The 20634-nt window shown below is 70.8% G+C and carries 19 protein-coding genes and 1 riboswitch; of the genes, 6 read left to right on the top strand and 13 right to left on the bottom strand.

What is annotated here, in order from left to right:
* Positions 1-272: 272 nt before the first annotated feature.
* The 8 genes from OG259_RS33825 to ribD all read right to left on the bottom strand — a co-directional run bounded on the left by OG259_RS33825 (position 273) and on the right by ribD (position 6165).
* Entirely contained in the window at positions 273-728 is a 456-nt protein-coding gene (locus tag OG259_RS33825; protein WP_328945687.1) for a PH domain-containing protein, read from the bottom strand.
* 41 nt (positions 729-769) lie between these two features.
* Positions 770-1618, bottom strand: a complete 849-nt coding sequence (hisG, locus tag OG259_RS33820) for an ATP phosphoribosyltransferase (RefSeq protein WP_030316372.1) — start codon at positions 1616-1618, stop codon at positions 770-772.
* Between the two features lie 66 nt (positions 1619-1684).
* Complete coding sequence (locus OG259_RS33815; protein ID WP_030316370.1) at positions 1685-1966, bottom strand: phosphoribosyl-ATP diphosphatase; 282 nt, start codon at positions 1964-1966, stop codon at positions 1685-1687.
* Positions 1967-2001: 35 nt separating this feature from the next.
* Positions 2002-2487: a 6,7-dimethyl-8-ribityllumazine synthase gene (gene ribH, locus OG259_RS33810; protein WP_024760819.1), complete on the bottom strand. Its 486-nt coding sequence runs from the start codon at positions 2485-2487 to the stop codon at positions 2002-2004.
* A gap of 51 nt (positions 2488-2538) precedes the next feature.
* Positions 2539-3819 carry a bifunctional 3,4-dihydroxy-2-butanone-4-phosphate synthase/GTP cyclohydrolase II gene (locus tag OG259_RS33805; protein WP_328945686.1) on the bottom strand — a complete coding sequence of 427 codons (1281 nt, stop codon included), beginning with the start codon at positions 3817-3819 and terminating at the stop codon, positions 2539-2541.
* Positions 3816-4409 (bottom strand): nicotinamide mononucleotide transporter family protein, encoded by a 594-nt coding sequence (locus tag OG259_RS33800; RefSeq protein WP_266900705.1) that lies wholly within the window; start codon positions 4407-4409, stop codon positions 3816-3818. Before OG259_RS33800 ends, OG259_RS33805 begins: the two co-directional genes overlap by 4 nt.
* A gap of 44 nt (positions 4410-4453) precedes the next feature.
* Positions 4454-5062, bottom strand: a complete 609-nt coding sequence (locus tag OG259_RS33795; RefSeq protein WP_328945685.1) for a riboflavin synthase — start codon at positions 5060-5062, stop codon at positions 4454-4456.
* Positions 5063-5064: 2 nt separating this feature from the next.
* Entirely contained in the window at positions 5065-6165 is a 1101-nt protein-coding gene (ribD, locus tag OG259_RS33790; RefSeq protein ID WP_328945684.1) for a bifunctional diaminohydroxyphosphoribosylaminopyrimidine deaminase/5-amino-6-(5-phosphoribosylamino)uracil reductase RibD, read from the bottom strand.
* 171 nt (positions 6166-6336) lie between these two features.
* A riboswitch (FMN riboswitch) is annotated at positions 6337-6466 on the bottom strand.
* 242 nt (positions 6467-6708) lie between these two features.
* Here ribD and OG259_RS33785 point away from each other — a divergent pair.
* Both OG259_RS33785 and OG259_RS33780 read left to right on the top strand, forming a co-directional pair.
* Complete coding sequence (locus tag OG259_RS33785) at positions 6709-9090, top strand: chitinase C-terminal domain-containing protein (RefSeq protein WP_328945683.1); 2382 nt, start codon at positions 6709-6711, stop codon at positions 9088-9090.
* Positions 9091-9227: 137 nt separating this feature from the next.
* On the top strand, positions 9228-9992 hold the full coding sequence (locus OG259_RS33780) for an SDR family oxidoreductase (protein WP_328945682.1): 765 nt from the start codon (positions 9228-9230) through the stop codon (positions 9990-9992).
* 42 nt (positions 9993-10034) lie between these two features.
* Here OG259_RS33780 and OG259_RS33775 read toward each other — a convergent pair whose 3' ends face one another.
* Entirely contained in the window at positions 10035-11177 is a 1143-nt protein-coding gene (locus tag OG259_RS33775) for an ROK family transcriptional regulator (protein ID WP_328945681.1), read from the bottom strand.
* Positions 11178-11304: 127 nt separating this feature from the next.
* Between OG259_RS33775 and OG259_RS33770 the strand changes: the two genes are divergently transcribed.
* The 3 genes from OG259_RS33770 (at position 11305) to OG259_RS33760 (ending at position 14899) form a co-directional block, all read left to right on the top strand.
* Entirely contained in the window at positions 11305-12528 is a 1224-nt protein-coding gene (locus OG259_RS33770) for an MFS transporter (RefSeq protein ID WP_328945680.1), read from the top strand.
* 144 nt (positions 12529-12672) lie between these two features.
* A complete protein-coding gene (locus OG259_RS33765) occupies positions 12673-14073 on the top strand; it encodes a uracil-xanthine permease family protein (RefSeq protein WP_328945679.1) in 1401 nt (466 codons plus the stop codon).
* Positions 14074-14146: 73 nt separating this feature from the next.
* On the top strand, positions 14147-14899 hold the full coding sequence (locus OG259_RS33760) for a DUF5995 family protein (RefSeq protein ID WP_328945678.1): 753 nt from the start codon (positions 14147-14149) through the stop codon (positions 14897-14899).
* 10 nt (positions 14900-14909) lie between these two features.
* Here the strand turns inward: OG259_RS33760 and OG259_RS33755 are convergent, their stop codons facing one another.
* Positions 14910-16607 (bottom strand): flavin monoamine oxidase family protein, encoded by a 1698-nt coding sequence (locus OG259_RS33755; RefSeq protein ID WP_328945677.1) that lies wholly within the window; start codon positions 16605-16607, stop codon positions 14910-14912.
* Positions 16608-16668: 61 nt separating this feature from the next.
* The gene (locus tag OG259_RS33750; RefSeq protein WP_328945676.1) at positions 16669-17475 is read right to left on the bottom strand and encodes a carbon-nitrogen hydrolase family protein; all 807 of its coding nucleotides are present in this window, start codon (positions 17473-17475) and stop codon (positions 16669-16671) included.
* A 331-nt stretch (positions 17476-17806) separates the two neighbouring features.
* Between OG259_RS33750 and OG259_RS33745 the strand changes: the two genes are divergently transcribed.
* On the top strand, positions 17807-18373 hold the full coding sequence (locus OG259_RS33745; RefSeq protein ID WP_328945675.1) for a Repetin: 567 nt from the start codon (positions 17807-17809) through the stop codon (positions 18371-18373).
* A gap of 76 nt (positions 18374-18449) precedes the next feature.
* Here OG259_RS33745 and OG259_RS33740 read toward each other — a convergent pair whose 3' ends face one another.
* Both OG259_RS33740 and OG259_RS33735 read right to left on the bottom strand, forming a co-directional pair.
* Positions 18450-18905 carry an Lrp/AsnC family transcriptional regulator gene (locus tag OG259_RS33740; RefSeq protein ID WP_015032260.1) on the bottom strand — a complete coding sequence of 152 codons (456 nt, stop codon included), beginning with the start codon at positions 18903-18905 and terminating at the stop codon, positions 18450-18452.
* Positions 18906-18915: 10 nt separating this feature from the next.
* Positions 18916-20397, bottom strand: coding sequence for an amino acid permease (locus tag OG259_RS33735; RefSeq protein ID WP_328945674.1), 1482 nt, complete (start codon positions 20395-20397; stop codon positions 18916-18918).
* Between the last annotated feature and the right edge of the window lie 237 nt (positions 20398-20634).

Below are 20634 nucleotides of genomic sequence, written 5' to 3'. Positions count from 1 at the left end.
GGGGCGGCGCAGGTACTACCGGACGATCCGTCCATTGCTGGAGGGAGTCACTCCTCGGGTCGAAGGGTGGCCTCGCGGGCCGCGATTCCGCGGCCCTGCACATGCGAGGCGGTGGTGCCGCTCGGCACCACCGCCTCCAGAGTAGTCACGCGAAGGCCCCGAGGGGCAGGGGGTCGGCCCCGGATGGGGGACGGATCAGGGTCCACCCGGATCCCGACCGGGGGTCGGATCGCCCGCGTGTCAGGCCGACCGCCCGTTCCGGGCCCCGTTCGTCAGGCCGTCTGCTCCGGGACCGTGCCATGGCTGTCGACCAGGGCACGCAGCGCGCGGGCGTCGCGGATGGCCGCCTCCTTGGCGATGCCCGGCTGGATGCCGAGCGCGGGCAGGCTGGTGCCGTCGCTCAGGTCGAGGAAGACCCAGGGGTCGCCGGGGCGCAGGTTGACCTTGAGGATCTCCGCCCACGCCAGCCGCCGGGTGCGGGTGATGTTGACGACCGTGACGCCCTCGTCGTCGGCGACGACCTTGGGGCGGCTCAGCATCACGAGGCCACCGGAGATCAGCGCGGCGGTGAGGAAGAAACTGCTGCGCTCCCCCGGTCCCAGCCGCTCAAGCATCACCGCGACGACGCTGATGACGACGAAGATCGCGACGCTCATCGTGATCAGGACCGCACGGGTGCGCCCGGGACGGAAGGTGACCGGCAGAACGGGCGACTGCGCTTGGGACATCGGGGGTTCCTCGGGGCCTTCGGAGCGGACGGTCCGTGCCGTCAGAGGCGGCAGGCGTGGATGGCGGTGGTGAGGATGGCGCGGGCACCGATCTCGTACAGGTCGTCCATGATCCGCTGTGCTTCCTTGGCGGGGACCATCGCGCGGACCGCGACCCAGCCCTCGTTGTGCAGCGGGGAGACGGTCGGCGACTCCAGGCCCGGGGTGAGGGCGACGGCCTGCTCCAGGTGCTCGGCGCGGCAGTCGTAGTCCATCATCACGTACGAGCGGGCGACGAGGACGCCCTGGAGGCGGCGCATGAACTGCTGGACCTGCGGGTTGTCGTCCGTGGCGCCGTGGCGGCGGATCACGACGGCCTCGGAGGTCAGGATCGGCTCGCCGATGACCTCCAGACCGGCGTTGCGCAGGCTGGTGCCGGTCTCGACGACGTCCGCGATGATCTGGGCGACGCCCAGCTGGATCGCGGTCTCGACGGCGCCGTCCAGGTGGACGACGGAGGCGTCGATGCCCTGGTCGGCGAGGTGCTTGGCGACGATGCCCTCGTAGGAGGTGGCGATCGTCATGCCGCCGAAGTCCTCGGGGCCGTTCGCGGTGCCGGGACGCGTGGCGTACCGGAAGGTGGAGCGGCCGAAGTTCAGCGCGAGGATCTCCTCGGCGCTGGCGCCGGAGTCCAGGAGCAGGTCACGGCCGGTGATGCCGATGTCCAGCTTCCCGGAGGCGACGTAGATCGCGATGTCCTTCGGGCGCAGGTAGAAGAACTCGACCTCGTTGTCGGGGTCGATGACCACGAGCTCCTTGGACTCCTTGCGCTGCCGGTAGCCGGCCTCATGGAGCATTGCCGACGCAGGTCCGGAGAGGGAACCCTTGTTGGGAACGGCGATGCGCAGCATGAGGTGAGCTTCCTTTGCCTGGGAGTGGTGGGGAGTCCGGGTCGGTGGGTGCCCGGAGGGGTGTGCTCAGAGGTGGGCGTAGACGTCGTCGAGCGAGATCCCGCGGGCGACCATCATCACCTGGACGTGGTACAGCAGCTGCGAGATCTCCTCGGCGGCGGCTTCCTTGCCCTCGTACTCGGCGGCCATCCAGACCTCGGCGGCCTCCTCGACGACCTTCTTGCCGATGGCATGGACGCCCTTGTCCACCAGCTCCGCGGTGCGGGAGGTGGCCGGGTCGCCGGTCTCGGCCTTGAGCTTGAGCTCGGCGAAGAGCTCTTCGAAGGTTTTACGGGTTCCGTTCGCCATGATGGTCCTAAGAGTACGGGGTAAGGGTCGCGTCATCAGCGCCAGGGTTCGCTCACCGTGCGCAGCGTCGTCGCGGTGGCGACGGCGGCGGTGACGGCCTCGTGGCCCTTGTCCTCGCTGGATCCTTCGAGGCCGGCCCGGTCGAGGGCCTGCTCTTCGTTGTCGACGGTGAGGACGCCGAATCCGACGGGTACGCCGGTGTCGATCGAGACCTGGGTGAGGCCGTGGGTGACGCCCTGGCACACGTACTCGAAGTGCGGCGTTCCGCCGCGGATGACGACGCCGAGCGCCACGATGGCATCGTAGCCGCGACCCGCGAGGACCTTCGCCACGACCGGGAGCTCGAAGCTGCCGGGGACGCGGAGGAGGGTCGGCTCGTCGATGCCGAGCTCGCTCAGGGCGCGCAGGGCGCCGTCGACGAGACCGTCCATGATCTTCTCGTGCCACTGCGCCGCGATGACCGCGACCCGCAGGTCGCCGCAGTTCTTCACGCTGAGGACGGGTGCGCCCTTGCCGCTCATGTCTCTCCTTGAACCGTTTTGAAGCGTCTTGAACCGTACGAAAGGAAGGATTTACTGGTTGCCGCAGGTGGAGGCCGGGGAGCCGTCCAGCCAGGGCAGGTCGTGGCCCATCCGGTCCCGCTTGGTGGTCAGGTACCGGAGGTTGTGCTCGCCGGCCGTGACCGGCATGGGCTCGCGACCCAGGACCGTGAGGCCGTGCCGGGTCAGGGCGTCGATCTTGTCGGGGTTGTTGGTCATCAGGCGCAGGCTCCGAACGCCGAGGTCGGCGAGGATCTGCGCGCCGGCCGCGTAGTCGCGGGCGTCGGCGGGCAGCCCTAGTTCCAGGTTGGCGTCGAGGGTGTCGCGACCGCGCTCCTGGAGCTCGTACGCGCGGAGCTTGGACAGCAGGCCGATGCCCCGCCCCTCGTGGCCCCGGAGGTAGACGACGACGCCGCGGCCGGCCTCGGTGACGCGGTCCATGGACGCCTGGAGCTGGGGGCCGCAGTCGCAGCGCAGCGAGTGGAAGATGTCGCCGGTCAGGCACTCGGAGTGGACCCGGACCAGGACGTCCTCGCCGTCGCCGATCTCGCCGTGGACGAGGGCGACGTGCTCGACGCCGTCCACGGTGGAGCGGTAGCCGTACGCGGTGAAGTCGCCGTGCGCGGTGGGGAGCCGGACCTCGGCCTCGCGGCGGACGGTCGGTTCGGCGGAGCGCCGGTAGGCGATCAGGTCCTCGATGGAGATGATCGTGAGGCCGTGCTTGCGGGCGAAGGGGACCAGCTCGGGCAGGCGCAGCATGACGCCGTCCTCGCCGGCGATCTCGACGATCGCGCCGGCCGGGCGGAGGCCCGCGAGGCGGGCGAGGTCGACGGCGGCCTCGGTGTGACCGTTGCGGGCCAGGACGCCGCCGGGCTTGGCGCGGAGCGGGAAGATGTGGCCGGGCCGCACGAAGTCGGAGGGCTCGTGGCTGCCGCTCGCGAGCATCCGCAGGGTGGTGGCGCGGTCGGCGGCGGAGATGCCGGTGGTGACGCCGTGGGCGGGGGACGCGTCGACGGAGACGGTGAAGGCCGTGCGCATCGACTCGGTGTTGTGCGCGACCATCTGCGGGAGTTCGAGGCGCTCCAGCTCCTCGCCCTCCATGGGGGCGCAGATCAGGCCGCGGCACTCGCTCATCATGAAGGCGACGACCTCGGGCGTGGCCTTCTCGGCGGCGATGACGAGGTCGCCCTCGTTCTCGCGGTCCTCGTCGTCGACGACGACGACGGGGCGGCCTGCGGCGATGTCGCGGATGGCCTGCTCGACGGGGTCGAGAGCCAGGTCGGTGGCATCCCAGAGGGGAAGGGCGGCGCTCATGCGTGGGCTCCTTCCAGAGCAGCGGAGGTCGTACGCGTCCGGAGCCACCAGTCGCGCATGCCCCAGACGACGAGGGCGAAGTAGATGACGTAGACCAGGCCGGAGAAGGCGAGGCCGCTGTTGAAGGCGAGCGGGACGCCGACGAGGTCGACGAGGAGCCAGGCGAACCAGAACTCGACCAGGCCGCGGGCCTGGGCGACCATCGCGACGAGGGTGCCGACGAAGATGTACGCGTCGGCCCACGGGCTCCAGGAGAGCGACGGGTAGAGGGTGAAGAGGCCGCCGACCGCGAGGGTGCCGAGGACCGCGCCGGCGAGGAGCAGGCCGCGCTCCTTCCAGGTGGCGAAGCGGACGGCGATGGTGCCGTCCTGGGCCTGCTGCCTGCCCCGGTTCCACTGCCACCAGCCCCAGGCGGCGACGCCGATGACGAGGAGCTGCTTGCCGACGCCGCCGGAGAGGTTCGCGGAGGCGTAGGCGCCGACGAGGATCAGGCCGGAGAGCAGCTGGGCGGGCCAGGTGAGGATGGAGCGGCGCCAGCCGAGCGCGAGGGCTATGAGTCCGATCGTGTTGCCGATCATGTCGGACCACATGATGTGCTGACCGAAGGCGCTGAACGCCTCGGAGTTGAGCCAGCTCACTTGTCGCTCTCCTTGGCGTTCGGGCCGAGCAGCCGCTCGACGTACTTGGCGATGACGTCCACTTCGAGGTTGACCGGGTCGCCGGACTGCTTGATGCCGAGCGTGGTCAGGTCGAGGGTGGTGGGGATGAGGCTGATGGTGAACCAGTCGTCGGTGACCTCGACGACGGTGAGGCTGACGCCGTCGACCGTGATCGACCCCTTCTCGACGACGTAACGGGAGAGGTGGGCGGGCAGACCCACCTTGACGAGTTCCCAGTGCTCGGACGGGGTCCGCTCCAGGATCGTGCCGGTGCCGTCCACATGGCCCTGGACGATGTGACCGCCGAGGCGGCCGCCGACGGCCATGGGCCGCTCCAGGTTGACGCGGGTGCCGACCTCCAGTGCGCCGAGGCTGGACCGCTTGAGGGTCTCGGCCATGACGTCGGCGGTGAACTCGCCGTCGCCGAACTCGACGACCGTGAGACAGACACCGTTGACGGCGATGGAGTCGCCGTGCTGGGCGCCTTCCATGACCAGGGGGCCGCGCAGTCGGAAGCGGGAGGCGTCCTCCAGCTGCTCGACGGCGACGACCTCGCCCAGTTCTTCGACGATTCCGGTGAACACGGTCAGGCTCCCTTGGGGGTGACGGAGATCTTGGGGGTGGCGGTGACGCGAAGGTCGGATCCGATGCGGACGGTCTCGGTGACGTCGAGCCGCAACGCTTCGGTGATGGTGGAGATTCCGGCGTCGGCAAGGGCGTTCGGGCCCGCGCCGAGGAGGACGGGGGCGAGATAGCCGACGACCTCGTCGACGGCGCCCGCGGCGACGAAGGCGCCCGCGAGGGTGGGGCCGCCTTCGAGGAGGACGGAGCGGACTCCGCGTGTGTGGAGGGCGTCCAGGAGGGCGGGTACGGACAGGCCGCGCTCGGCCCTGGGAAGGCGTACGACCTCGGCGACCCCGTCGATGGGGTTCTCGGCGTCTTCGGCGATCGCGACGAGGGTCGGTGCGGCGTCGTCCAGAACCCGGGCGCCCGGCTTCACGGCGGTCGCCTCGGTGTCGACGACGACCCGGAGCGGCTGGACGGCACCCTCGATGCCGCGTACGGCCAGATGGGGGTCGTCGGCGCGGGCGGTGCCGGAGCCGACCACGACGGCGTCGGCCTCGGCGCGCAGCCGGTGGACGTCTGCGCGGGACTCGGCGGAGGTGATCCAGCGGGAGGTGCCGTCGGCGGCGGCGATGCGGCCGTCGAGGGTGGCGGCGTACTTCCAGCGGACGAAGGGGCGGCCGTGGCGTACGGAGGCGAGCCAGGCGATGTTGACCGCTTCGGCCTCGGCCTCCAGGAGGCCCTGCTCGACCTCCACACCCGCGGCGCGCAGGGTGTCGGCTCCGCCGGTGGCCTGCGGGTTCGGGTCACCGACCGCGTACACGACCCGACTGACGCCGGCCTCGATGAGGGCCTGGGCGCAGGGGCCGGTGCGGCCGGTGTGGTTGCAGGGTTCGAGGGTGACGTAAGCGGTGCCGCCGCGGGCGAGGACGCCTGCCTCTCGCAGGGCGTGGACCTCGGCGTGGGGGCCGCCGGCGCGCTGGTGGAAGCCTTCGCCGACCACGTGTCCGGAGGCGTCGGTGATGACGCACCCGACGACCGGGTTGGGGCTGGTGGCGCCGAGACCGCGTGCGGCGAGCTCGACGGCGCGTCGCATGGCGGTGATGTCGGCCGGCTGGGCCACCGGGTCCTCCTGCCTCTTCGGGCACGGACTCCGGGGCCTGTCGATGACGACAGAGAGCGGAACGACACTCACGCAGGGTGCGCCGAGGCCGCGTCCTCCGGGTACGCCGATCGATGTCGATACGGCGACCAGCGGACGTACGGCCGGCACACCCCTGACAGGGGTCGCCCGCCGCGCACTGCCTCCCATCCGGACTTTCACCGTCGGTCCAGGAATTTCACCTGATCAACCGGCCGCTGGCTGCGGACGGGTCGCGGACTATACCGCCGGTTCGGAATTACACCGACCCCGGAGTGCGCTGCTGCTGATACAGGGCCAGTGTGCCACGAGCCGCGCCGGGCGATGTGGCCGAGATCCTGTGGTCTGGCTCACAGACTCCCAGAGAACTCTTCGATGGTCCAGACCTATTGACGCACTGGTCTAGTCCTCTTAATCTCCGTGTCACCTCCTAGGAACGGCCCGGCGGCGTGCGCACTCCACGGGCCCAACACGACCCACCCCTTTGTTCGTTGTGTTCCACGACCTCCCCAGGAGGACCCGATCGTGTTGTCCCCCACCGCGAAAAGAGCCTCGCTGCTCTCCTCCGGCGCAGCCGTCGCCGGGCTGCTGCTCAGCTCGCTCTCCGGCGGCGTCTCGTACGCGGCCGACAACGAGTCCTGTCGCCCCGACGGGCTTTACAAGACCCCGGGCGTCGACGTCCCGTACTGCTCGGTCTACGACACCGAGGGCCGCGAGAAGATGGGCGCGGACCACCAGCGCCGGGTCATCGGCTACTTCACCGGCTGGCGCGACGGCAAGAACGGCCAGCCCGCGTACCTGGCCAAGGACATCCCGTGGGAGAAGATCACCCACATCAACTACGCCTTCGGCCACATCGGCGGCGACAACAAGCTCTCCGTCGGCAAGGACGGTCCGAACAACGCGGCCACCGGGATGACCTGGCCCGGTGTCGCCGGCGCCGAGATGGACCCCGCGTACGCCTACAAGGGCCACTTCAACCTGCTCAACAAGTTCAAGAAGCAGCACCCGAACGTGAAGACCCTGATCTCGGTCGGCGGCTGGGCCGAGACCGGCGGCTACTTCGCGGACAACGGTGACCGGGTCGACTCCGGCGGCTTCTACTCGATGGCCACCAACGCCGACGGTTCGGTCAACCAGGCCGGGATCGACACCTTCGCCGCCTCGTCCGTCGACTTCATCCGCAAGTACGGCTTCAACGGCGTCGACATCGACTACGAGTACCCGACGACCATGAAGGACGCCGGAAACCCGCTCGACTGGCAGCTCGCCAACGCGCGCCGCGCCGGACTCGTGCAGGGCTACGCGGCCCTCATGAAGTCCCTGCGCGAGAAGCTGGACGTGGCGGGCGCCGCCGACGGCAAGCACTACCTGCTGACCGTCGCCGCCCCCTCCTCCGGCTACCTGCTGCGGGGCATGGAGACCTTCCAGATGCAGAAGTATCTGGACTACGTCAACATCATGTCGTACGACCTGCACGGCGCCTGGAACGAGTACGTCGGGCCCAACGCCTCCCTCTTCGACGACGGCAAGGACGGCGAGCTCGCCGCCGCCAACGTCTACGGATCGGCGCAGTACGGCAACATCGGGTACCTCAACACCGACTGGGCGTACCACTACTTCCGCGGCTCGATGCCGGCCGGCCGCATCAACATCGGCCTGCCCTACTACACCCGCGGCCACAAGAACGTGCAGGGCGGCACCGACGGTCTGTGGGGCAAGGCCTCCGCGACCACCTGCCCGGCCGGAGCCGGTCTGACCAAGTGCGGTGACGGCGCCACCGGCATCGACAACCTGTGGCACGACAAGGACACCAACGGTGTCGAGTCGCCCGCCGGCTCCAACCCGATGTGGCACGCCAAGAACCTCGAGAAGGGGATCGTCGGCGACTACGTCACCCAGTACGGCTTCCCGGCGAACACCACCCTGACCGGCACCTACGCCCGCAAGTACGACTCGACCCTGGTCGCGCCGTGGCTGTGGAACGCACAGAAGAAGGTCTTCCTCTCCACCGAGGACGAGCAGTCGGTGGCCGCCAAGGCCGACTACGTGGTCAACAAGGGCATCGGCGGCACCATGGTCTGGGAGATGGCCGGCGACTACGCCTGGAACGCCACCAAGGGCCAGTACGAGATGGGCTCGACGCTCACCTCGCTGATGTACGACAAGTTCAAGGCGGCCACCCCGTACGGCGCGAAGAAGTCCAACGCGACCCTGCCGACCCAGGCCGTGAAGATCGACGCGCAGTTCACCGAGTTCAAGCTGGGCGACTCGAACTACCCGATCACCCCGAAGATCAAGATCACCAACAACACCGCGGCCACCCTCCCCGGCGGCACGGAGTTCCAGTTCGACTACGGCACCTCGGCCCCGGCCAACGCCTCCGACCAGTCGGGCTTCGGCACGAAGGTGATCAGCAGCGACCACACGGGCAGCAACGTGGGCGGCCTGAAGGGCGACTTCCACCGCGTCTCCCTGAAGCTCCCGGCCTGGCAGTCGCTGGCCCCGGGCGCCACGGTCGACCTGGCGTTCAACTACTACCTGCCGGTGTCCACCCCCTCCAACTGGACGGTGAACATCAACGGCACGACGTACGCCCTCGCCGGTGACCTGGCGCGCGGCACGACGGTGGTCGAGCCGGGCACGACGACCCCGCCGACCACCCCGCCGACCACGCCTCCCACCACGCCGCCGACGACCCCGCCGACGACTCCCCCGACCACGCCTCCGACGACGCCGCCCACGGGCTGCGGCACGGTCCCGGCGTACGTGGCCAGCACCGTCTACAACGCGGGCAACGAGGTCTCCCACAACGGCCGCAAGTACAAGGCCCAGTGGTGGACCCAGAACGAGGCGCCGGGCACGACCGGCGAGTGGGGCGTCTGGAAGGACCTCGGTCCCTGCTGACCCCACCCCTCTGAAACCCCCGGCGGCGGAACTTCACGGCCCTTGCCGCCGCCGGGCTCCCACAGCGCCGCGCCCCCCTGTCCGGGGCGCGGCGCTCCGCGTGTGCGGAGGACGCCGAGGGCGGTCAGTCTGGAGGCATGAGCACGATCCTGGTGACCGGCGGCACGGGGACCCTCGGCCGGCCCGTCTGCGAGCGTCTGCGCGCCGACGGCCACGAGGTACGGGTCCTCAGCAGGCACTCCCCGCCGTACGCGGTCGACCTGCGGCAGGGCGGGCCGCTGCTCGACCGGGCGGTCGACGGGGTGGACACGGTCGTCCACTGCAGCAACATCCTGCGCGGCGACAAGGACGCGGCCCGCCTCCTGATCGAGGCGGCGCAGCGCGCCGAGGTGCCGCACCTGCTGTACATCTCGATCATCGGCGTCGACCGGGTACCGCTCGGCTACTACCGCACCAAGTACGCCGTGGAGCGCATGATCCAGGGCTCGGGCCTCGGCTGGACGCTGCTGCGCACCACCCAGTTCCACGACCTGGTCCTCCAGCTGCTCCAGGGCCTGGCCAAGCCGCCCGTGATGCTGCTGCCCAAGGACGTGCGGGACCAGCCGCTGGAAGTGGCGGAGGCGGCCGCGCGCCTCGCCGAGCTGGCCGCGGGGCCGCCGGCGGGCCGGGTGGAGGACATGGCCGGCCCCGAGATCCGGACCTTCGTCGAGCTGGCCCGCTCCTACCTGCGGGCGAGCGGGCGCCGGCGCCGCCTCGTCGAGGTGCCGCTGCCGGGCAAGGTCTACCGGGGACTGCGGCGCGGCGAGCACCTGGCGCCGGACCGCGCGGTGGGCCGGGTGACCTTCGACGAGTTCCTGGCGGGACGGTTCGGCGGACCGGGCGGCCCGGCGGCGGGCGCCTGAAGCCGGGTGCCGCCCGGAGCCCTGTTCTGGAGTCCCGGCGTTCTAGAGTCCCACCGTCGGCGCTCCGAAGAGCGCGTCCTGCGCCGCGTCCCGGGCGAGGAGCAGGGCGCCGCGCAGAACCGCCGCGTCGCCCAGGGCGGTCGGGCGGACCTCCGTACGCAAGGGGGAGAGGGTGGCGAGTTCGGCCTCCACGCGCGCGGCGAGTCCGGCGCCGCCCTGGTGGCCGGTCTCCCCGGCGAGGACCACGCAGCCGGGGTCCAGGACGGAGGCGACCGCGGCCGCGCCGATGGCGAGGCGTCGGGCGAGGGCGTCGAGGAAGGGGGCGTGGTCCGAGGCGAGGGCCTCCGCCGGGGCCAGGCCGTGCGCGGCGGCGAGGGTCTCGACGGCGGCCGCGCAGGCCAGCTCGTGGAAGCCGCCGTCGCAGCCGGTGGACGAGGGGACCCCCGAGGTGCCGGGTACCGGCAGGAAGCCGATCTCGCCCGCGCCGCCCGAGGCTCCGCGGCGCAGCCGCCCGTCGAGGACGACCGCGGCGCCGACGCCCTGGCCGAGCCAGAGGAGGACGAAGTCCTCGCGGTCGCGGGCCGCGCCCTCGCGCAGTTCGGCGACGGCGGCGAGGTTGGTCTCGTTCTCGACGAGGACGTGGGCGGGGAGCCGTTCCTGGAGGACGCCGACGAGCCGCCGGTGCCAGGCGGGCAGTCCCGAGGAGTCGCGGAGTTCGCCGGTGGCCGGGTCGATGAGGCCGGGGGCGCCGACGGCCACGGTGTGCAGCCGGTCTGCGCCGGCCTCCTTCACGGTGCGCTCCAGGAGCGCGACCGCCTTCTCGACGGCGGGTCCGGTGCCGCTGTCGTCGCCGACGGGTACGGAGGCCTCGGCGAGGGTGGTGCCGAGCAGGTCGGCGACGGTGACGGAGACGGAGCTGGTGCGTACGTCGAGGGCGGCGAGGTGCGCCCGGTCGGCGACGAGTCCGTACAGCTTGGCGTTGGGGCCCCGGCGCTCGGCTCCGGACTCCCCGACGACATGGACGAGCCCGGAGCCCTGGAGGCGCTCGACGAGGTCGGCGACGGTGGGCCGGGAGAGTCCGGTGAGGGTCTTCAGCTGAGTGGCCGTCAACGGGCCTTCGTCCTGGAGCAGTCGCAGGGCGAACCGGTCGTTGATGGCTCGTGCGGTGCTCGGGGATGCGGCCATGCGGCGATCCTCTCAGACGGGCTCCGGCGCGGATGCCATCCCGTGATCTATTTATCAGGCAGGGTTCCTGATAGTTTACGCGCCACACCACCCGACAGAGCCACACCACCACCCCCAGGGAGGGCCCATGGCGGCGGAGACCGTCTCCAGCATCGATCGCCTGCGGCGCGCGCGTTTCGCCGTCGCCGCCGTCTTCTGCGTCCACGGCGCCGTGACCGGCAGTTTCGCCACCCGTATCCCCTGGATCCAGGAGCACGCGGGCGTGAGCGCCGGACAGCTCGGGCTCGCGCTCGCCTTCCCCGCCCTCGGCGCCTCCGTCGCCATGCCGCTCGCCGGGGCCGTCTCCCACCGCTTCGGTGCCCGCACGGCCCTGCGCGGACTGCTCGCCCTGTGGACGCTCGCCCTGACGCTGCCCTCACTCGCGCCCAACATCTGGGGCCTGTGCGCCGCGCTCTTCGTGTACGGCGCGACCGCCGGCATGTCCGACGTGGCGATGAACGCGCTCGGGGTGGAGACCGAGAACCGGCTCGGCAAGTCCATCATGTCGAGCCTGCACGGCATGTGGAGCGCGGGCGCCCTCGTCGGTTCCGCGGCCGGCACGGTCGCCGCGCACCTCGGCGGCGACGCCCGCCTCCACCATCTGATCGCGGCCCTGGTCCTCACCGCCCTCGGCCTGTTCTTCTGCCAGGGCGTCCTCGACATGCGCAGCACTCCGGACGAGGAGCCGCCGCCGCGCTTCTCCCTTCCGCCGAAGTCCGCACTGGTCATCGGCGCGATCGGCTTCTGCGCGGTGTTCGCGGAGGGCGCCAGCCTCGACTGGTCGGCCGTCTACCTCCGGGACGAGCTGGGCAGCTCCGCGGGGCTCGCGGCCGCCTCCACGACCGCCTTCGCCCTGACGATGACCGTCGCACGGCTGGCGGGCGACCGGGTCGTGGACCGCTTCGGCGCGGTCCGTACCGTACGGGTCGGGGGCGCCGTCGCCACCCTCGGCGGTGTCCTGGTCGTCCTCGCCCCGCACGCCGCCGTCGCGATGGCCGGATTCGGTCTCATCGGACTCGGGGTCGCTGTCGTCGTCCCGCTCGCCTTCGCCGCGGCCGGGCGCAGCGGCCCGAACCCCAGCCAGGCCATCGCGGGCGTCGCCACCATCACGTACACCTCGGGACTCATCGCGCCCTCGGCGATCGGCGGCATCGCGGACGCGACCTCCCTGGTCTTCTCGTTCGGCCTGGTCACCCTGCTCGCGCTGGGGCTCGTCCTCGGCGCGGGCGTCCTCAGGTCCGGTGGTGCCGGCGGGCGGGAGCCGGCGTCGGCGAAGCCCGCTCCGGAGAAGACCCCGGGCCCGGTCGGCTAAGGCCTGTCCGGCCCTCGTCCGCGGTCCGGGCCCTGGCGGGACCAGGGCCCGGACGGACGCTCCCCTCTCCTGCGGCGCATAGCATGTGGCTGATCTTTTGCGGTCGTGACACGGCCGCCGGAACCGGAGAACGGGAGCGACCTCATGAACCTCGGCGTGCGCTGGACCTTGCACGGCGACGGGAAGACACCCGCTCCCGGAGCCGTCGTCCGCCCGGACGAACGGCTCTCCTGGCCCCGTACGGTCGGCCTCGGCGCCCAGCACGTGGTCGCGATGTTCGGTGCGTCCTTCGTCGCTCCGGTGCTCATGGGTCTGGACCCCAACCTCGCGATCATGATGTCCGGTGTCGCGACCGTGATCTTCCTCCTCGCGACCCGCGGCACCGTCCCCTCCTACCTGGGCTGCTCACTCTCCTTCGTCGGCGTCGCCGCCGCGATCCGGGCGTCCGGCGGCACCAGCGCCACCGTGACCGGCGCGGTCCTGGTCGTCGGCGCGGTGCTCTTCCTCGCGGGTCTGGCGGTCCGGAAGTTCGGCGCGCGGATCATCCACGCGGCGATGCCGCCGATCGTGACCGGCGCCGTCGTCATGCTGATCGGCTTCAACCTGGCCCCGGTCACCGCGGCGACGTACTGGCCGCAGGACCAGTGGACGGCCCTCCTCGTGATGCTGTTCACCGGCCTCGCCGTCGTCTGTCTGCGCGGCTTCTGGTCCCGGATCGCGATCTTCCTCGGCCTGATCTTCGGCTACGGCATCTCGTGGATCTTCGACCTGGTCTTCGGCCAGATCCACTCGATGTCCGCGAGCGGCCAGGTCACCGACCACTGGCGGCTCGACCTCTCCGGCGTCTCCCAGGCCGACTGGATCGGCCTGCCCTCGTTCCACGGCCCGAGCTTCGAGTGGTCCGCGATCCTGGTCGCGCTGCCCGTCGTCATCGCCCTGATCGCCGAGAACGCCGGGCACGTCAAGGCCGTCGGCGAGATGACCGGCGACTCGCTCGACGACAAGCTCGGCACGGCGATCGCCGCCGACGGCGCCGCCTCGATGCTCTCCACGGCCGTGGGCGGCCCGCCGAACACCACGTACTCCGAGAACATCGGCGTCATGGCCGCCACCCGGGTCTACTCCACGGCCGCCTACTGGGCCGCCGCCGGCTTCGCCCTGCTCTTCGGCCTCTGCCCGAAGTTCGGCGCGGTCGTCGCCGCCATCCCCGGCGGTGTCCTCGGCGGCATCACCGTGATCCTCTACGGCATGATCGGCCTGCTCGGCGCCCAGATCTGGATCAACGCCAAGGTGGACCTGCGCAACCCGCTCAACCTGGTGCCGGCCGCCGCCGGCATCATCATCGGCGTCGGCGGGGTGAAGCTGACCTTCACGGACACCTTCGAGCTGGGCGGCATCGCGCTCGGCACGATCGTCGTCATCACCGGCTACCACGTGCTGCGGGCCTTCGCCCCGGCCCACCTCAAGCAGCAGGAGCCTCTGCTCGACTCCGGCACCAGCTCGTACGAGAGCACTTCCAGCGAGGAGCCGCTGTCGAAGAACTGAGTGATTCGCCCGTTCTGGGTAAGCCGGGCCCGAGGAGTTCCCTCGCGGGCCCGGCGACTGGGAGCCTGCCCGCATGGCGCAGACCCATCAGATCGGGCAGACCCGGCGGACCGAGCAGAGCGGGCAGACCGGAAGGATCGGGCCGTCGCTCGGCCCGTTCCTCGCGGTCGACCCCGTGGTGGACCGGATGCGGGCGCTGCGCTCGGCCTGGCATCCGGCCGACGGGGTCGCCGTCTTCAACCGGGTCTATCTGACCGTCACCGAGGAGATCGGCCACGCCGTCGAGTCGGGCGGCTTCGCCGACCGGCGGGCCGCAGCGACCCTCGACGTGCGGTTCGCCGAGCGGTACCTGGCGGCGGTCGACGCCGTCGCCACCGGCCGTCCCGCCCCCGCCTGCTGGCGGCCCCTCTTCCACTCGCGGCGCCATCCCGGCGTACGGCCGCTGCAGTTCGCACTGGCCGGGATCAACGCCCACATCGGCCACGACCTCGCCCTCGCGGTGGTCGACGCCTGCCGGATCCTGGAGTGCGCACCCGCCGACCTGGAGGACGAGTTCGACCGGGTCGGCGACATCCTCGTCCTCCTGGAGGAGCGCATCCGGGAGGAACTGATGCCGGGCCCGGACCTCCTGGAGGTCGCGGACCCGCTGACGCATCTGCTCGGCTGCTGGAGCCTGGACCGGGCCCGCGACGGGGCCTGGTTCGCCGCGCGCTCGCTCTGGCAGCTGCGCGGCCTTCCCGAGCTGGCCGAGGAGTTCACCGAACGCCTCGACCGCTCGGTGGGCCTGGTGGGACGGATGCTCCTCACGCCCCTGACCAGGCCCTAGAGAGCTGTGATCAGTCCTCCGGCAGCTCGACCGGGGCGATCTCGTCGTACACGTCGCCCGGGCCCGGGTTGGTGGCGTCGGTGCCGCCGCCGAAGTGGTGCATCACACCCCAGACCGCGTTGAGCGCCGTCTGCACCGCGCCCTCGGCCCAGCCGGCCGTCCAGGAGATGTCGTCGCCCGCGAGGAAGATGCCCCGCTTGTCCTCGGGCAGCCGGTCCTGCATGAAGTGGGTGAACAGGCGGCGCTGGTAGCGGTAGTGGCCCGGCAGGTTCGCCTTGAACGCGCCCATGAAGTAGGGCTCGTTCTCCCAGGAGACCGTCACCGGGTTGCCGATGATGTGCTTCCGGATGTCGACCTTCGGGTAGATCTCGCCGAGCGACTTCAGCATGACCTCCATCCGCTCGTTCGCGGACAGCGGCAGCCACTTCAGGCTGTCGTCGCACCAGGTGTACGAGAGGCAGATGGTGGCCGGCTTGTCCGGGCCGTCGTCCAGGAGGTACGTGCCACGGGTCATCCGGTCGGTCAGCGTCATCGACATGACGTCACGGCCGGTCTCCTCGTCCTTGTCCAGCCAGAACGGCCGGTCCACGGGCACGAAGAGCTTCGAGGACTCCATGTAGTGGGTGCGCTCGATCGCCGTCCAGTGGTCGATCGGGAAGAGCGAGTCGTCACAGGCGATCTTGGAGAGCAGCATCCAGGACTGGGCGGTGAAGATCGCCGCCTGGAAGGTGCGGATGTCGCCGGAGGCGTCGGTGACGGTGATCCGGTTGCCGGCGGTCCGGTTCAGCCGCGTCACGGCCGGCTTCGGGGTGCCCTCGTGCAGGGAGCTGAGCGAGGTGCCCTGCGCCCAGTGGAGGATCTTCTCCGGCTCGCGCTCCCACAGCCGCACCGGCAGCTGCTGCGAACCGCCGACGATGCCGCGGTGGTGGTCGTCGGCCTCGGTGTAGACGACGCGGAGGATCTCCAGGATGGAGTTCGGGAAGTCGGTGTCCCAGCCGCCGGTGCCGAAGCCGACCTGGCCGAAGATCTCGCGGTGCCGGAAGGACTTGAAGGACTCGGACTCGCAGAGGAAGCCGTAGAAGGTCTGGTTGTCGAGCTTCTCGACGAGCTTCGACCAGATCTCGCGGATGCGCGGGACGTCGCGCTCGCGCATGGCCTGGTTCATGTCGGAGAAGTCGGCGCCCTCGTCGAGACAGGCGTTCCACGCGTTCATCACGTCGCGGTAGACCTGCGGAAGGTCGTCGACGGTGGTGGCGTAGTGCGACTCGCCCTTGAGGTCGACGACGGTCGACGGGGTCGACTCGGCCAGCGGGTTCGGGAACGGCGTGGTCTCCAGGCCGACCAGGTCGATGTAGTGCTGGAGCGCGGTCGAGGAGGGCGGGAAGCGCATGGCGCCCATCTCGGCGGTGAGACCCTCGGTGGCGGTGCCCTCGAAGCCGACGGTACGCAGTCGGCCGCCGATCTGGTCGGCCTCGTAGACGACGGGCTTGAGGCCCATCTTCATCAGCTCGTACGCGGCGATGATGCCGGAGAGCCCGCCGCCGATGACGGCGACCTCGGTGCCGTGCTCGGTCGCCGGTATCTGGCCGAGCCCGGCCGGGTGGGCCAGGAAGTCGTCGTAGGCGTACGGGAAGTCCGGACCGAACATGGTGATCGGCGGCTGGCCGTCGCTGTGGGGGACGGCGGTCGTGGGCACCGTGGACGTCATGGGGTACGGACTCCTTGCACGGAAAAGGTGAGGCAGGTCGGGGAGGCGGGGAGGCGGCGGCTCAGACGAGGGGGCCGTAGAGGCCCGGGCGCCGGTCGCGGAGGTAGGGGTTCTCCGCGCGGGAGGCCGCCAGGAAGTCGGGGTCGACATCGCCGATGACGAGGTCCTCCCCGCGCCCGGCACGGGCGCGGGCGGTGCCGTCGGGGCCGGCCAGGGTGGAGAGGCCGACGAACTCGAACCCGCCCTCGGGGCCGGTCCGGTTGGCGTACGCGATGTAGAGCTGGTTCTCGAAGGCACGGACCGGCACCACGGACAGCGGCACGATCTCGGCGGGGTGCATGAGCGCGGTCGGTACGAGGAGGAGGTCCGTACCGGTCAGCGCGTGCGCCCGCACGTTCTCGGGGAACTCGACGTCGTAGCAGATCATCAGGCCGACGGTGACGCCGTCGACCTCCGCCTGGACGACCGCCCGGTCACCGGGGGTGAACCACTTCAGCTCGAAGTCGCCGAAGAGGTGGGTCTTGCGGTACCGCGCGAGCGGGACGCCGTCGGCGCCGATGAGCTGCGCGGAGTTGTAGAGGACCCCGTGCCGCTCGGTGTCCCGCTCCGGGTAGCCGTAGCCGACGGCCAGGCCGTGGCGCACGGCGATCGCCGCGACGGCGCGGAAGGAGGGGCCGTCGGCCGGCTCGGCCAGGCGCGCCATGTCGGCGCCGATGGCGTAGCCGGTGAGGAACAGCTCGGGGGCGAGCAGCACGCCCGCTCCGGCGGCCGCGGCGCGGGCGGCGGCCTCGTCGAGGATCTTGAGATTGGCGGCCACGTCACCGAGTTCACCGGAGCTCTGGAGCAGGGCGGTGCGCAGCGCGGGCATGCGTGATCCTCGGGGGTCGGAGTACAAGGGGAAGACGTCAAAAACGGTACGGTTTCGCGCCGCGCGGGGACAAGACGGCAGCGTTGCGGACCGACCGTCGAACCGTTGCGCGATCCGCGGCCACCGCGGCGATTCGTTGCGTACGCCCCCGGCGTGGAGCCGTACACCTCCGCCCCGGGGGCGGACGGCTCCGCCCGGGGGCGGACGGCTCCCCCGCCGCGCGGCGGAGACGAGGACCGTCCCACGGCGCGACGTCCCGGCGCGGTCCGCGCGGAAGAGTGGTGGTCGTCCGGAGGAACCCCGGACGACCTGCCGAAAGGACCGAGTAGCCATGAACCGCCGCACGAAGATCGTCGCCGTCGCCGCCGCCGTCCTGCTCACCCTGGGGGCCGGGGGGATCGCCGCCGCCTCGGCGGACGACGCTCCCGCCCCGGCCGCGGCCCCCGCCGCCGTCTCGGAGGCCGCCGCGCTGACCGGCACCGCGAAGCTGTACCGGCCGGCCGGGGACGACATCACGTTCACCTTCGACGCACACCTGGCGGAGAAGAACCGGCAGGATCCGATGAAGGCCACCGGCACGTTCCGCTTCAGCCACTACAAGGGGGACTGGGGCGGGTACGCGAAGGTGAAGGTCGACTGCCTCACCACGGGCGGCAAGGTGGCCGTCGTGTCGGGTGTCGTCGTCGAGACCGACGTGAAGGAGTTCCGGAAGGCGCGCGTCGGCGTCACGGTGCACGACGACGCGGCCGGCGACCGGCTCGGCTACACGTGGATGACCGCCGACCCGAAGAAGGACAAGGTGCCGCCGTGCATCAGCGGCGCACCGTTCGAGAAGGTCAAGGAGGGTACGGGCGACTTCAAGGTCGTGCCCTGGGAGTTCGTCTACCCGACCGAGTAGTCCGCCCCACGGGGGTGGGCGGGCGAAGGGCGGTGCGGGAACCACGGCCCGCACCGCCCCGGCCCACGGGCCGTCCCTACGCGGGCGAACCCGAGGAGAAGCGCCGCAGCAGCGGCGAGAGCACCAGGACGGACTTGGTGCGCTCCACGAAGGGCTCACCCGCGATCCGCTCCAGGACCCGCTCGAAGTGGCGCATGTCCGAGGCGAAGACCTGGACGACGGCGTCCGCGTCACCGGTGACGGTCGACGCGGACACCACCTCGGGATACCGCTCCAGACCTCGCCGGATGTCGTCCGGCGAGGTGTTGTGGCGGCAGTAGATCTCGACGAAGCCCTCGGTCTCCCAGCCGAGCGCCGCCGGGTCCACCCGTACGGTGAAGCCGGTGATGGCGCCTTCGGCCCGCAGCCGGTCCACACGCCGCTTGACGGCGGGCGCGGAGAGCCCGACGAGGGAGCCGATGTCGGCGTAGGAGCGACGGGCGTCCTCCGCGAGGGCGTGGACGATGCGTTCGTCGAGGTCGTTGAGTCGCACTACGGGTGGATCACTTCTCTGCTGATGCTGCTGACGCTGCGGTGGCCAGTCGGGAGCGGCTCATGCCGTACAGGAAGTAGAACACGAGTCCCGCGGCCATCCAGCAACCGAAGACCACCCAGGTGACGGCGTCGAGGCTGAACATGTTGTACGCGCAGAAGATGAAGCCCAGGACCGGGAAGACCGGCCCGAACGCCACCTTGAAGGTGCGCGGCATGTCGGGGCGCGTGTAGCGGAGCACGATGACGGCGATGTTCACCAGGCCGAAGGCGAAGAGGGTGCCGATGCTGGTGGCGTCGACGAGCTTGCCCAGCGGGATGACCGAGGCGAGGGCGCCGCAGAAGACGGAGACGATCACCGTGTTGACGCGCGGGGTGCCGGTCTTGGCGCTGACCTTGCCGAAGGCCTTCGGCACGAGGCCGTCGCGGGACATGGCGAAGAGGATGCGGGTCTGGCCGTAGAGCACGGTCAGGACGACGCTGGCGATGGAGATGACGGCGCCGGCGGCGAGCAGGGTGCCCCAGAAGGTCTGGCCGGTGACGTCGTTCATGATCGCCGCAAGGGTGGCCTCGGAGCCGTCGAACTTCTTCCAGTTCCACGCGCCGACCGCGACCGCGGCGACCAGCACGTAGAGCGCGGTGACGATGATCAGCGAGAGCATGATCGCCCTCGGCAGGTCGCGCTTGGGGTTCTTGGCCTCCTCGCCGGCCGTGGAGGCGGCGTCGAAGCCGATGTACGAGAAGAACAGGCTCGCTCCGGCGGCGCTGACGCCCGCGGTGCCGAGCGGCATGAAGTCCTTGTAGTTGCCGGACTTGAAGCCCATGAAGCCGATGGCGCAGAAGAGGACGAGCGCGGCGATCTTCACCACGACCATGATCGTGTTGACCACGGCGGACTCACGGGCGCCGCCGAGCAGGAACACCATGGCCAGCATCACGACGATCAGACCGGGCAGGTTGACGATCCCGCCCTCGCCCGGAGCCGAGGAGAGCACGTCGGGGATGGTGACCCCGATCGTGCCGTCGAGCAGCTCGTTGAGGTACTCGCCCCAGCCGACCGCCACGGCGGCGACGGAGACGCCGTACTCCAGGACCAGGCACCAGCCGCAGACCCAGGCGACGAGTTCACCCATCGTTGCGTAAGCGTACGAGTACGAGGAGCCCGCGACCGGTATGGAGCCGGCCAGCTCGGCGTACGAGAGCGCCGAGAAGAGGGCCGTGAGGCCGGCGATGACGAAGGCGATGGTGACCGCGGGGCCGGCCTTCGGAACGGCGTCGCCGAGGACGACGAAGATCCCGGTGCCGAGCGTGGCACCGATGCTGATCATGGTCAGCTGCCACATGGAGAGCGAGCGGCGGAGATTGCCACCCTCACCCTGTCCACCCTCTGCGACCAGCAGTTCCACCGGCTTGCGCCGGGTCAGTGCGCCGAGGGCGGAGGTCTTGCGGGTGGTCGATTCCTCGACCGGTGGGGCTGCGCCGTGGTCCAGCACTGCGGAGGCTCCTTATCGCTGCCTGTAGGCGGGGCGTGGGACCGCGGCGGCACGCGGGCATGACGAGGCAAGCCCGCGAAGGGAGGGGAACCGCCGAGCAGGCGGTCCCCGCCACTCCTGGTACGAGGCATGAGCCTAAGGGTCCGGGGTTCGCACTCGTAATGCAGGGTTGTTGCGCACTGCCGGATGATCATTGCGCGCTTGGGGCACGGACGGGGAAACATTGCGCTCCCCCGC

It is taken from the genome of Streptomyces sp. NBC_00250 (assembly GCF_036192275.1).
Classification (GTDB): domain Bacteria; phylum Actinomycetota; class Actinomycetes; order Streptomycetales; family Streptomycetaceae; genus Streptomyces.
The sequence above is the reverse complement of the archived record's forward strand: the minus strand, read 5'-3'. Positions and strand labels throughout refer to the sequence as shown.